Source organism: Amycolatopsis sp. NPDC059235 (assembly GCF_042754125.1).
GTDB classification, from domain to species: Bacteria; Actinomycetota; Actinomycetes; order Mycobacteriales; family Pseudonocardiaceae; genus Amycolatopsis; species Amycolatopsis albidoflava.
Map to the genome: position 1 here is coordinate 39,660 of NZ_JBHZAG010000030.1, position 12,564 is coordinate 52,223.

12 protein-coding genes and 4 tRNA genes are annotated in these 12,564 nt (G+C 69.7%); 10 read left to right on the forward strand and 6 right to left on the reverse strand.

Features of this window, described 5'->3' with window-relative positions:
• Positions 1–106 precede the first annotated feature (106 nt).
• Complete coding sequence (locus ACFXI3_RS20880; RefSeq protein WP_378401406.1) at positions 107–1,231, forward strand: Dyp-type peroxidase; 1,125 nt, start codon at positions 107–109, stop codon at positions 1,229–1,231.
• A gap of 54 nt (positions 1,232–1,285) precedes the next feature.
• Here the strand turns inward: ACFXI3_RS20880 and ACFXI3_RS20885 are convergent.
• From ACFXI3_RS20885 to ACFXI3_RS20900, 4 genes are all read right to left on the reverse strand, one after another.
• Positions 1,286–1,360: transfer RNA gene (locus tag ACFXI3_RS20885), tRNA-Val, on the reverse strand.
• A 1-nt stretch (position 1,361) separates the two neighbouring features.
• Positions 1,362–1,432: transfer RNA gene (locus ACFXI3_RS20890), tRNA-Cys, on the reverse strand.
• A 21-nt stretch (positions 1,433–1,453) separates the two neighbouring features.
• A tRNA-Gly gene (locus ACFXI3_RS20895) sits at positions 1,454–1,526 on the reverse strand.
• Positions 1,527–1,652: 126 nt separating this feature from the next.
• Complete coding sequence (locus tag ACFXI3_RS20900) at positions 1,653–2,078, reverse strand: SsgA family sporulation/cell division regulator (RefSeq protein ID WP_005159130.1); 426 nt, start codon at positions 2,076–2,078, stop codon at positions 1,653–1,655.
• A 391-nt stretch (positions 2,079–2,469) separates the two neighbouring features.
• On the opposite strand from ACFXI3_RS20900, the gene ACFXI3_RS20905 reads away from it, so the two are divergent.
• A tRNA-Val gene (locus ACFXI3_RS20905) sits at positions 2,470–2,544 on the forward strand.
• A 71-nt stretch (positions 2,545–2,615) separates the two neighbouring features.
• Here ACFXI3_RS20905 and ACFXI3_RS20910 read toward each other — a convergent pair.
• Together ACFXI3_RS20910 and ACFXI3_RS20915 are read right to left on the reverse strand one after the other, a co-directional pair.
• A complete protein-coding gene (locus ACFXI3_RS20910) occupies positions 2,616–2,876 on the reverse strand; it encodes a hypothetical protein (protein ID WP_344277086.1) in 261 nt (86 codons plus the stop codon).
• Complete coding sequence (locus ACFXI3_RS20915; protein WP_378401408.1) at positions 2,873–3,412, reverse strand: RNA polymerase sigma factor; 540 nt, start codon at positions 3,410–3,412, stop codon at positions 2,873–2,875. The genes ACFXI3_RS20910 and ACFXI3_RS20915 overlap by 4 nt, the downstream gene beginning before the upstream one ends.
• Positions 3,413–3,861: 449 nt before the next feature.
• On the opposite strand from ACFXI3_RS20915, the gene ACFXI3_RS20920 reads away from it, so the two are divergent.
• From ACFXI3_RS20920 to ACFXI3_RS20955, 8 genes are all read left to right on the forward strand, one after another.
• Positions 3,862–4,677 (forward strand): nitroreductase/quinone reductase family protein, encoded by an 816-nt coding sequence (locus ACFXI3_RS20920; protein ID WP_378401491.1) that lies wholly within the window; start codon positions 3,862–3,864, stop codon positions 4,675–4,677.
• A gap of 603 nt (positions 4,678–5,280) precedes the next feature.
• The gene (locus tag ACFXI3_RS20925; RefSeq protein WP_378401410.1) at positions 5,281–6,831 is read left to right on the forward strand and encodes a sugar transferase; all 1,551 of its coding nucleotides are present in this window, start codon (positions 5,281–5,283) and stop codon (positions 6,829–6,831) included.
• Positions 6,832–6,988: 157 nt separating this feature from the next.
• Positions 6,989–7,600, forward strand: coding sequence for a malonic semialdehyde reductase (locus ACFXI3_RS20930; protein ID WP_344277075.1), 612 nt, complete (start codon positions 6,989–6,991; stop codon positions 7,598–7,600).
• Between the two features lie 155 nt (positions 7,601–7,755).
• Positions 7,756–9,783: a threonine--tRNA ligase gene (gene thrS, locus ACFXI3_RS20935; protein ID WP_378401412.1), complete on the forward strand. Its 2,028-nt coding sequence runs from the start codon at positions 7,756–7,758 to the stop codon at positions 9,781–9,783.
• A complete protein-coding gene (locus ACFXI3_RS20940) occupies positions 9,780–10,322 on the forward strand; it encodes an HIT domain-containing protein (RefSeq protein WP_344277069.1) in 543 nt (180 codons plus the stop codon). Before thrS ends, ACFXI3_RS20940 begins: the two co-directional genes overlap by 4 nt.
• A 50-nt stretch (positions 10,323–10,372) precedes the next feature.
• Complete coding sequence (locus ACFXI3_RS20945; protein ID WP_344277066.1) at positions 10,373–10,903, forward strand: MarR family transcriptional regulator; 531 nt, start codon at positions 10,373–10,375, stop codon at positions 10,901–10,903.
• Positions 10,904–11,003: 100 nt separating this feature from the next.
• Positions 11,004–11,651 carry a phosphatidylinositol phosphate synthase gene (gene pgsA, locus ACFXI3_RS20950; protein ID WP_344277063.1) on the forward strand — a complete coding sequence of 216 codons (648 nt, stop codon included), beginning with the start codon at positions 11,004–11,006 and terminating at the stop codon, positions 11,649–11,651.
• Complete coding sequence (locus tag ACFXI3_RS20955) at positions 11,648–12,559, forward strand: phosphatidylinositol mannoside acyltransferase (protein WP_344277061.1); 912 nt, start codon at positions 11,648–11,650, stop codon at positions 12,557–12,559. The genes pgsA and ACFXI3_RS20955 overlap by 4 nt, the downstream gene beginning before the upstream one ends.
• Positions 12,560–12,564: the final 5 nt, after the last annotated feature.

Genomic DNA, 12,564 nt, shown 5'->3' on the forward strand with positions numbered 1-12,564 from the left:
GTGGCCTGGTAGGTCGTGCCGTGAGCCCGGGGGAGCGGGTTCGGGGAGATGCCCTTTCGCCGAGCCGAATTCGCCTGGCGCACCGGAATCTGTCACGCTGCCCGACGTGAATTCCGCTGAGCGCCGCCCTTCCCGCCGCGCTTTTCTTGGGGCCGCGGTGACCGCCGGGCTCGCCGCCGGCTGCCACGCGGCCTCCGCGCCCGATTCCGCCGAGACCCGGCCCAGCCCGATCCCGCCCACCGGCGCCCAGCAAGCCGGAATCACCACGCCGCAACAACCACAACCGCACCTGTTGGTCGTCGCCGCAGATGTTTCCGTTGCGCCAGGCCCACTTCTCGCCGAATTAGGCCGCCGCATCGTCGCCTTGACCGCTGGCACGGACGGGCGCCTGCTGGGCTTGCCCCCAGGCGACCTGACCGTGACAGTGGGCGTCGGTCCGAGACTGGTCCAAGCCCGCGATCCGCGACTGCCCGGCGCGAAAGACCTCGCACCCGCCGCCCACGAGGCGATCGCTCCCTCGGACCGCGGCGGCGATCTGCTGCTTCACCTCTGCGCGAGCGACCCGCTCGTCCCGCCCGTCGCCGCGGCCGCGCTGCTGGCTCAGCCCGGAGTGCGCGAGCGCTGGCGGCAGTCCGGCGGACGCGGGCCGCACGTCCCGGTCTCGGAGGGGCTGACCGCGCCCCGGAACGTCCTGGGCTTCGTCGACGGCATCATCGGCCCGCACACTCCCGCCGAGCAGCAACGGGACCTGTGGCTCACCGGCCCGGCTCCCGTCGCGGGCGGGACGATCGCCGTCGTCCGGCGGATGGCGCTGGACGTCACGCGATTCGCCGCCTTGCCAGTCGCCGCGCAGGAAGCAGTCTTCGGCCGCCGAAGGGACACCGGGATCCCGCTGTCCGGCGGCTCCATCGCGGACGGCCCGGATCTGGGCGCGAAAACCCCGGACGGCCGCTACCTCGTCCCCGCCGGCGCCCACATCCGCCGCGCCCACGCGAACGTCGTCGGGGCCGGGCTCATGCTGCGCCGCAGCTACAGCATGGACACTCCGGCGCCAGGGCTCCTCTTCGTGAGCTTCCAGAACGACCTGCACACGTTCACCGCCACCCTGGCGAGCATGGAGACCGCGGACGCGCTGCTGCCGTTCACGACCACCACCGCGAGCGGGACCTTCCTGATCCTCCCGGGCTTCGACGAGCACCGTCCGCTGGGATCGACGCTGTTCCCTTCCTGAGCCGGGAACGACGAAAGCCCTGCCTCTCCGAAGAGAAGCAGGGCTTCCGAACGCTGGTGCGCGATACTGGGATTGAACCAGTGACCTCTTCCGTGTCAGGGAAGCGCTCTCCCGCTGAGCTAATCGCGCGAGGTGGAGACGGGATTCGAACCCGTGTACACGGCTTTGCAGGCCGTTGCCTCGCCTCTCGGCCACTCCACCGCATGGGGCTTGAGCCCTCCGAGCGGACGACGGGATTCGAACCCGCGACCCTCACCTTGGCAAGGTGATGCGCTACCAGCTGCGCTACGTCCGCACTACCGTGGCTTCGGGATCGCGGGCCGGAGGCTCGCACCCCGTCGCCGTGGTGTGAAAGAACCATATCCGACCCCGGCGACCGGCGCGGCACCGGGGGGTTGTTGGCCTGCTCGCGGGGCGGTGATCAGGCCAGATCGTTCGGGATCAGGTGGGTGAGCGCGTCGTCGACGTCGACCCACAGGTGCTCGTTGCCCGGCAGCACGACGTCGTACGTGCGGTCCAGGAAATCGGCCAGCTCCTGCGCGGACGCCTCGAACATGGCGTGCCCGGACGGCGAGTTCAGCTCGATCAGGACCGACTCCGGGTCCTCCACCGAGGGCCGGATGCGGACGTCCCCGTCGCCGGCGTCGGCGAGCAGGCCGTCGGCGAGCAGGTCGCGCGCGTAGACCCATTCGACCCAGCCGGCCCGCCCGGTGCGGAAGGCGGCGACGACGGCATAGGGGTCGCGGGTGTCGTAGCGCAGCTCCACCTTCACCGGAACCGCCGGGGTCCGCGGCGCCAGCAGGTCGAAGACCGCCGTCGAGCGGAGCGTCACGTGATCGTTGCGCATCGTCCTACCCTTCGTCTCCCTTCCCGGCCCGGACGACCGAGGACAACGGTGAGACGCACCAGGAGCCCGGATCCGTCGCGAGTGCGCTCGAGATCACCCGTTCGAGACCGTCTGCCCCGAGGTCCGTCCGGTCCGTCGCCGTCCGTGCCGCGCAGCCTTCAGCGGGCGCCCGGTGGGGAGCCACCAGTACATCTTGCGCGGTTCGGCCGCTGTGCGATAGCACCGTCGCACGGATGTCGCGGACGGCCGCACGCGCCCCCGTCCGGGCAAGGCCTTGGTTAGCTCGGGGTTGTTCGGACGGTTATCGCTGGCAGACGCGCTGTAGTCGGAGCAAACCACCCGTTTGCAGGCCCCCGAAAGTCGTGGGGTAGGCTGGATCCGCACCGCGAGCGGGCGATTAGCTCAGCGGGAGAGCGCTTCGTTCACACCGAAGAGGTCACTGGTTCGATCCCAGTATCGCCCACCATCCCCATCCGAAGGCCTGCCGACGATCCCTGTCGGCAGGCCTTCGGCGGTGAAGGGGAGCGATCCGCCGGGTCAGCGTCCCCGCGCCGGTTCCAGCCGGCACACCCCGTCCTCGCAGGTCCGCTCCAGACGCCCGCGCGACACGGTCTGCACCAGCCCGATCGCCCAGCATGTCGGGCATCCGCGCAGCGCCAGCACGCCCGCCGGCAGTGCCAGCAGGCTGATCCACCCGACGACCGGGGCCAGCGCGAGCGACGCGGCGATCAGGCCGAATCCGACGATCCCGCGCGCGAGATGGGCCGACAGGGACTTGCTGGCGTACGACGTGCTCATCGGCCTTCCTCCGGGAGATCCAGGGACGCGCGGACCGAGGCGCGGGCGCGGTGCAGCCGTGACTTCATCGCCGCGGTGCTCAAGCCCAGCGACTTGGCGACGGTCTTTCCCGGCAGGCCCTGGACGTCGCGCATGATCAGCACCCCGCGCTGGTCGTCGGGCAGCGAAGCGATGGCGGCGGACAGGCGTTCGACCTCCAGCCTGCTCAGCACGTCGTCCTCGGCGGACGGACCCGCGGTGTCCGGGATCGGCTCGTCGCGTCGCACCAGTGCCCGTGCCCGGCGCAGGCATTCGTTGCGAACGATGCGGAACATCCACGACGCGAGCGCGGCCGTCGCGCGCAGGGTTCCGATCTTGCGGAACAGGACGATCATCGCCTCCTGCGCCGCGTCCTCGGCGTCCTGGCTGCTCGCGCACAACGAGAACGCGAACCTCCGGACGTGCGGGTACGCGCCGGACACCAGCACGGCGATCGACGCCTCGTCGCCGCGCTGCGCCGCCAGCACGAGCTGGTCGGCGGGCCAGGGCTCAGCCACGCTTCGACCTGCCCCGCGCTCGCAGGAACACCACGCAGCTGCACACCAGAACCGCCACGACCACCACGGCGACAATGACTACGGTCATCGAACCTCCTTCGACGCGTCGGCCTCGTGGCCGCACGTCCATAAGAGCGATCGCCCCGGCGAAAGGATTCAGCCGCGCGAAGATCCGCGGCTGTGCTAACTTAGCCGTGCGCCCCGTATGGGCCTATGCATGGAGGTAGCGGCTAACCAGCCAGCACAGAGATCGGGCTCTCCGTCTCTCGCAGTTCCGCGGATCCGTCAGCCGGATCGCTGCGCCATGCCTGTGCCTGCGGGGTCTTTTCGCGTCCTGTCCTGTGCTCGATGCCTCCTTTCCGGGAATAACCGAAAGGAATTGTGTGAGCGACGATTTTCACCGCAGGCTCATTGCCGAGTTCCGCGCGAACCGCGGTGCGCTGGGCGGAATGTTCGAGGGCTGGTCGCTGGCAGTGCTGACGACGACCGGTGCGAGAAGCGGCCTGAACCGGGAGGTGCTGCTCGGCTACTTGCGGATCGACGGCAACGGCGTGGTCGTCGCGTCGGCGAACGGGGCGGACCGCAATCCCGCCTGGTACCACAACATCCGGCGGAATCCGAGAGTGACTGTCGAGACCGGCAGCGACACGTATCAGGCGATGGCGGCTATTCCGCGGGGAACCGCGTACGAGAAACTTTTCGCGCAAGTGGTCGCCGAAGCGCCGGGCTACGGCGATTATCAGGCGAAGACGACCCGCGAGATTCCGGTGGTCGTCTTGCATCGGATCGACGAGCGCGTCAAAGGAATGGGGGATTGGCTCGTCGAAGTGCACCAATGGTTTCGCAGTGAGTTGCGGACGCTGCGCGAGCAGGCGGACAACCTGGCCAACGGCAGCGCGACGGCGATCGTCCGGCCGAAACCGGACCTGGCGCAGGAGATGCGCACCCACTGCCTCAGCTTCTGTACCGCACTGCGGCGGCATCACGTCGGCGAGGACTCGGTGGTGTTCCCCTCGCTGGCGGAGCAGTTCCCGGCACTTGCCCCGGCCATCGCGCAGCTCGCCGAGCAGCATCACGTGGTGGCGTGGCTGCAGGACTCGATCCGGGAGCTGGTCGACGGGTTCGTCCCAGGCGAATCCGACCCGGCGCGGCTGCGGGCCGAATTGGAGCGGCTCGCCGGTGAACTGGAGGCGCATTTCGACTTCGAGGAGCGGACAGTGGTGACCGCGCTCAACGCGACGGCGGCGGCACCGCCGTCGGCCTGAGCGAAGACCTGCGCTTTTCGAGCGTCCAGTGTGGACCTGGCCCCGCCGCGAAGGCGGGTTCCGGGCTAATCCGGGAGAAATGTGCGGCGGGGGTTCCCGGCGCGGCGGAGAGCGCGCCGGGAATGGTTCAGACCACCCAAATGGTCGAAGACGGGACCTCCCGCGCATTTCGGAGCGGATTGCGCTGCGGGCAAAGGAAATCGGCGAGTCGGCGCAGAGCTTGTGCCCGAACGGCGGTTGGGGCGGGTTCGCCCGCGGCCGCTGACCCGTGCGGGGGAGCTGAATCGGCTGCGGGCCTGCTGGGCCGTTCGGTGTAGGTAGTGGGAAACTTGACTACTGCGGGTAGTTTCGGTTGCCGAGCCAGCGTGACCCATCGTGACATTCCCGTTATCTTCCCGGTGCTTCTTGACGGGGAAGACTCGCAGGCTGTGGCTGGAAAATCTCTGTAACACCGCTCGCTGACCACCCGATACCTTGGCGAGTGTCACACCTTCGGCGACAGTGGGCCGAACCGTCTCATGATCACTGATTGTGATTGGCGGTCCTGACTCAGTGTGCCGGTGGCGATCAGGTCCGGGGAGCTTGCGTAGCGCGGGAGGACTGATGGAAGAACCGGTGCGGCCTTGGCCCGCGGACGGCGTCGCGCTGCCGCGGGTCGACCTCAGGGCGGTCCCCGCACCGCCGGTCGACGTGGCGGCCCCGCCGCCCGGCCGTGCCGCCGACGACCGGCTCGACCCGGCGACGGTCTGCCCGGCGGAGGGAGATCCGCCGAAAACGCACGCCGCGGAATGGGAGAAGCGGTACCGCAGGACCGTGATCGCGTCGGATCTCGTCGCGGCCTGCGTGGTGATCGCGATCAGCGCGTTCATCATCGACCGGGTCGCTCCGCACGACATGCACGCGTTCGGCACCGCGTTCGCGATCCTCTGCGCCCTTCCGGTCAGCCGGGCGTGGAGCGCGCGGGTGCTGGGGGAGGGCCCCGAGGAGTACCGGACGCTGGGCCGGGCGCTGATCACCGCGGCGGTCCTGGTCGCTTTCGGCGGATTGTTGTTCGGCGCCCTCGAAGTGCAGCCCTGGGTGTTTTTCGTGGTTCCAGCCGTCGCATTGGTGCTGTTTCCGCAGCGATATGTGCTCAGGCAGATTCTGCACCGCAGACGGCGGCGCGGGCTGTGCCTGCTGCCCGTGATGGCGGCCGGCAACGCGGACACCGTCGCCGACCTGATCAAGCGGACGCGGACCGAGGCGCACGTCGGATGGCGGGTCGAGGCGGTCTGCACGTCCACCGGGCACGGCGAGATCGACGGCGTGCCGGTCGTCGGGCGGCTCGAGGAGCTTTCGCGGCACGTGCGCCGGGGCGGCTACCGGGTCGTGGCCATCACCGCCGACCAGTACTGGAATCCGGAGCGGCTGCAGCGGCTGGCCTGGGATCTCGAAGGCACGTCGTCGGAAATGGTCGTCGCGCCGATGCTGATGGAGGTCGCCGGTCCGCGGCTGAACGTCAGCGGAGTGCTGGGCATGCCGCTGCTGCGGGTCACCGCGCCCGCGTTCACCGGCGGACGCCGTTTCGTCAAAGAGGTCGTCGACCGCTGCGGCGCGGCGTTGCTGCTCGCGCTGTTTTCCCCGCTGCTGCTGGCGATCGCGGTCGCGGTGAAGGCGGGCGACCGGGGTCCGGTGATCTACCGGCAGCGGCGCATCGGCAAGGACGGCGAAGCCTTCACGATGCTCAAATTCCGCACCATGGTCGTGAACGCGCACCTGATCCGGCACGACCTGGAGACGGCGAACGAAGGCGCGGGGCCGCTGTTCAAGATGAAGAAGGATCCGCGGGTCACGAAGGTCGGCGGGCTGCTGCGCCGGTATTCGCTCGACGAGTTGCCGCAGCTGTTCAACGTCGTCGCCGGACGGATGTCGCTGGTCGGGCCGCGGCCGCCGCTGCCGGAGGAGACCGCGACGTACGCTCCGGCCGCGCGCCGCAGGCTGCTGGTGAAACCGGGGCTGACCGGGCTGTGGCAGGTGAGCGGGCGCAGCGATCTATCGTGGGAGGAGAGCATCCGCCTCGACCTCCGCTACGTCGAGGACTGGTCGCTGGCTCTCGATCTGGTGATCCTCTGGAAGACCTTCCGCGCCGTGCTCGCCGGGCAGGGCGCCTACTGACCAGCGAGGATTCCGCTGACGACGGCCGTCGGTCCCGCGAGGACCGGCGGCCGTCGCTCGTGCGCTGAGTCACAACCGTGCCGGACGAGAAATAGTCAAGCGTTCAACCATGTTGGTGCCGTGCGTAGGCGACAGCACGGGAAGGAACGCCGAACCGATGACTACTTTCGCAGAGACCGAGCAGTTGCAGGTGCCCGCCGAGGTGCAGGACCTGCTGTTCCGCGAGGCGCGCACGGCCAACAACTTCAGCGCCGAGCCGGTGACCGACGAGCAGGTCCGCGCGATCTACGACCTCGTCAAGTGGGCCCCGACGTCGATGAACACCCAGCCGCTGCGCGCGCTGGTCATCCGCAGCGACGAGGCGAAGCAGCGCCTGCTGCCGCACCTGGCCGAGGGCAACCGCGCCAAGACCGAAGCCGCGCCGCTGACCGTCATCCTGGCTGCGGACGTGGACTTCCACGAGAACATCCCGCAGATCTTTCCGCACAACCCCGGCGTGAAGGACAACTTCGCCGACGAGTCCGGCCGCGTCGAGTTCTCCAAGCTGAACTCGCTGCTGCAGGTCGGCTACTTCATCATCGGCGTGCGCGCCGCCGGTCTGGCCGCGGGCCCGATGACCGGCTTCGACGCCGCGGGCGTGGACAAGGAGTTCTTCTCCGGCAACAACTGGCGTTCGCTCGTCGTGGTGAACGTCGGCAAGCCGGGCGAGAACCCGTGGTACGACCGCCTGCCGCGGCTCGACTTCGACCAGGTCGTCGACACGCTCTGACCCTTCTTTCGCCGCCGAGAGGCCGCCCCGCACGCCCGGGGCGGCCTCTCGGCGTCCGCGGGCAGGGTCAGCCGACGGCGGTCGAATCGGGTTCGTCGCCGCCGACTAGCATCAGCGGAAGCCGTTTCAGTCACTTCTCCCGAAGGAGCCCGATCGTGTCCCAGCCGTCGTCAGTAGCCGCCGTACCCGCCCCGCGCGTGGTGGTGCCGGCGGGCACTACGGCGGGCGCCGCGGTGCGCGAAGCCGGGCTGCCCACCAAGGGCCCGGACACGATCGTCGTCGTCCGCGACGCCGACGGGAAACTGCGCGACCTCGCGTGGAGCCCGGAAGCCGAGGCGCTGGTCGAAGCCGTCGCGGCGAACACCGAGGACGGCCGCAGCGTGATCCGGCACTCCGCCGCGCACGTGCTCGCCCAGGCCGTCCAGCAGGAATTCCCGGACGCCAAGCTCGGCATCGGCCCGCCGGTGCGCGACGGCTTCTACTACGACTTCGCCGTCGAAAAGCCGTTCACGCCCGAGGATCTGCAGAAGCTCGAGAAGCGGATGAAGCAGATCGTCAAGGGCGCGCAGCAGTTCTCGCGCCGCGTCTTCGACTCCGTCGACGAGGCCAAGGAAGAGCTGAAGGACGAGCCCTTCAAGCTGGAGCTGGTGGACATCAAGTCCGATGTGGACACCACCGAGGTCATGGAGGTCGGAGGCGGCGAGCTGACGATCTACGACAACCTCGACCCGCGCACCAAGGAACGCGTGTGGAGCGACCTCTGCCGCGGCCCGCACGTGCCCACCACCAAGTTCATCCCGGCCTTCAAGCTCACCCGGGTGGCCGCCGCGTACTGGCGCGGCAACGAGAAAAACCCGCAGCTGCAACGGATCTACGGCACCGCGTGGGAATCGGCCGAGGCGCAGGACGCCCACCTCGAGCGCCTCGCCGAGGCGGAGCGCCGCGACCACCGCAAGCTCGGCGCGGAGCTGGACCTGTTCTCCTTCCCCGAGGAGATCGGCTCCGGGCTGCCGGTGTTCCACCCCAAGGGCGGCATCATCCGCCGCGAGCTGGAGAACTACTCGCGCCGCAGGCACGAGGAAGCCGGCTACGAGTTCGTGAACACACCGCACATCTCCAAAGGCGATCTGTTCCACACCTCCGGGCACCTGCCGTACTACGCGGACACCATGTTCCCGCCGGTGCAGTTCGAGGAAGAGGACTACTACCTCAAGGCCATGAACTGCCCGATGCACAACCTGATCTTCCGCTCGCGCGGGCGGTCCTACCGCGAACTGCCGCTGCGGCTGTTCGAATTCGGCACCGTCTACCGCTACGAGAAGTCCGGCGTCGTGCACGGCCTCACCCGCGTGCGCGGCCTGACGATGGACGACTCGCACATCTACTGCACCAAGGAGCAGATGCCGTCCGAGCTGCGGTCGCTGCTCAAGTTCGTGCTGGACCTGCTGGCCGACTACGGCCTGTCCGACTTCTACCTCGAGCTGTCCACCCGGGGTGACTCGGAGAAGTTCATCGGCGAGGACTGGGAGTGGGAGGAGGCCACCGAGACGCTGCGCCAGGCCGCCGTCGACTCCGGCCTCGAACTGGTGCCGGACCCGGGCGGCGCGGCCTTCTACGGCCCGAAGATCTCGGTGCAGGCGAAGGACGCCATCGGCCGCACCTGGCAGATGTCGACCATCCAGCTGGACTTCAACCAGAACAAGCGCTTCGGCCTGGAGTACACCGCGTCCGACGGCAGCCGCCAGCGGCCGATCATGATCCACCGCGCGCTGTTCGGCTCGATCGAGCGGTTCTTCGGCGTGCTGACCGAGCACTACGCGGGCGCGTTCCCGGCGTGGCTGTCGCCGGTGCAGACGGTGGCCATCCCGATCACCGCCGACCAGGTCGAGTACCTGCGCGGCGTGGAGAAGGCGTTGCGCGCCAAGGGGATCCGCGTCGAGGTCGACGCGAGCGACGACCGGATGCAGAAGAAGATCCGCACGCACACCACGCAGAAGGTGCCGTTCCTGCTGCTGGCCGGCGCGAAGGACGCGGAGGCGGGCGCGGTGTCGTTCCGGTTCCGCGACGGCGGCCAGATCAACGGCGTCCCGGTGGACCAGGCGGTCGAGGCGATCGCCGAATGGATCGAGCGCCGGGAGAACGCGTCGCCGTCGGCCGAGGCCGTGGAGAAGATCCTGAAGTGACCGAGCCGGAACTCGTCGAACAGGACGGGGTCGGGGTCCCGGACGCGCTGCAGCGGCTGTGGACCCCGCACCGGATGGCCTACATCCGCGGCCAGGACAAGCCGGACGGCGACGAGTCCGACGGCTGTCCGTTCTGCCGCCTGCCCGGGCTCGGCGACGACAAGCGCGCGCTGATCGTCGCCCGCGGCGAGACCGTGTTCGCGGTGCTGAACCTGTACCCGTACAACCCGGGCCACCTGATGGTGGTTCCGTACCGGCACGTCGCGGACTACCCCGATCTCACGCCTGAGGAGACGCGCGAGCTGGCGGAGTTCACGCAGCACGCGATGGGCGTGATCCGGGCGGTGTCGGCGGCGCACGGGTTCAACATCGGGATGAACCAGGGCGTGATCGCCGGGGCGGGCATCGCCGCGCACCTGCACCAGCACCTGGTGCCGCGCTGGGGCGGCGACGCGAACTTCATGCCGGTGATCGGGCACACGAAGGTGCTGCCGCAATTGCTCGGCGAAACCCGCGACCTGCTCGCGGGCGCGTGGTGAGGCCCGTCGCGCCGCGGTAATTGAGTGCTCAACCAGCGTATGATGACCATATGTCCGAACCACGCTGGCTGACCGACGACGAGCAGCGGGTCTGGCGCTCCTACGCCCAGGCCAGCTCGCTGCTGCACGCCCACCTCGAAGGACAGCTGCAGCACGAGTCGGGCATGCCGCACACGTACTACGAGGTGCTGGTCGCGCTGTCCGAAGCGGACGGACGGCGGCTGCGGATGAGCGAGCTGGCGTCGGTGCGCGGTTCGTCGCGCAGCAGGCTGTCGCACGCGGTGGCGCGGCTGGAGGCCAAGGGCTGGGTCCAGCGCGAGTCGTGCCCGACCGACAAGCGCGGGTCGTGGGCGGTGCTCACCGACTCCGGGTTCGCCGCGCTCGAAGAGGCCGCGCCCGGGCACGTCGAGGCGGTCCGGGAGACGCTGTTCGACCAGTTGAGCGCCGAGCAGGTGCGCCAGCTGGGCGAGATTTCCGAGGCGATCCTGGCCGGGCTGCGGCCCAAGTGCCAGGCCGTCCGGGAAGCCGAAGAGGCGGCGGAATTCGCCGCGCCGGTCGTCGAACTGCCGAAATCCGGCTGACGTTCCGGCGGGTCGCGGGCGGGCACGTCCGGTCCGGTGAGCGGGGTCGATAGGCTTTCGTCGCCCACCCGCCCCCGAATCAGGTGCACAGACGAGGAAGATGCTCAACATTTTCGCCCGTGCCTCGGTCTCCCGCGTGACGGACCCGATCGGCGCCACCCTGGTCCGCGCCGGACTGACCCCGAACGCGATGACCGTGCTCGGCACCGCGGGAGCTGTCGCGTGCGCGCTGGTCTTCTTCCCGCAGGGCATGCTGCTGTGGGGCACGTTCACCGTGTGGGGCTTCGCGATGCTCGACCTGCTTGACGGTGCGATGGCCCGCGCCCGCGGGTACGGCACGCCCTTCGGCGCGGTGCTCGACGCGACCTGCGACCGGCTGGTCGACGGGGCGCTGTTCGCAGCGATCGCGTGGTGGTGCTTCGTACAGGACCACAACAACCGGGCCGCGGCCGCCGCGCTGATCTGTCTCGTGCTGGCCCAGGTCATTTCTTATGTGAAGGCGCGTGCCGAAGCGTCCGGCCTCGAAGCCGACGGCGGGCTGGTGGAACGCGCCGAGCGGCTCATCATCGCCCTGGTCGGCACCGGGCTGCACGGCTTGGGCGTGCCTTACACCGTCGAGATCACGTTGTGGCTGCTCGCCGTGCTGTCGGTGATCACGCTGCTGCAGCGGGCGGCGGCGGTGGCGAGCGCGGCGCGGGCGGTCGCGGCGAAACAGGCCGACTCATCGGCGGGCGGGGCGCAACCGTGAGCACACTGTCCCAGCGGCTCGGCGAGTTCGGCTACGCGACGGGCTGGCGGTTCGTCCGCCGGCTGCCGGAGTCGTTCGGGTCGGCGACGTTCGCCTTCGGCGCCGACATGGCCGCCCGGCGCGGCGGCGGTGGCGTGCGGCAGCTGCGCGCGAACCTCGCCCGCGTCGTGCCGCAGGCCGGGGAAGCGGAGCTGGACGAGCTGGTCCGGCGCGCGATGCGGTCGTACGCGCGGTATTGGTTCGAGACGTTCCGGCTGCCGGCGATGGACCACGCGGCGGTCGCGAAACAGGTGACGGTGACCGGCGCGGAGAACATCGACGCCGCGCTCGCCGAGGGCAACGGCGCGGTGATGACGCTGCCGCACAGCGGGAACTGGGACATCGCGGGCGTCTGGCTCGCCAGTTACGCGGGCACCTTCACCACGGTCGCGGAGCGGCTCAAGCCCGAATCGCTGTACCGCCGGTTCGTGGAGTTCCGGGAGTCGCTCGGCTTCGAGATCGTGCCGCTGACCGGCGACAGCGCGGCCATGCGGCTGCTGCTGCGGCGGCTGCGCGAGAACAAGGTGGTGGTCCTGCTGGGGGACCGGGACCTGACGTCGTCCGGGATCCCGGTGCGGTTCTTCGGCGAGCAGACGCACCTGCCGCCCGGCCCGGCGCGGCTCGCCGCCACCACCGGCGCCGCGCTGCTGCCCACCGGCTGCTGGTTCACCGAGGACGGCTGGGAGATCCGGATCCATCCGCGCATCCGCGTCACGCAGCGGGCCGAGGTGCCCGCCGCGACGCAGGCGCTGGCCGACGTGTTCGCCGGCGACATCGCCGCGCATCCGGCCGACTGGCACATGCTGCAGCCGTTCTGGCCCGCCGACGCGGCGGCGAAGGAGCCCAAGCCGCTGGAAGAAGCGAGCTGACCCGG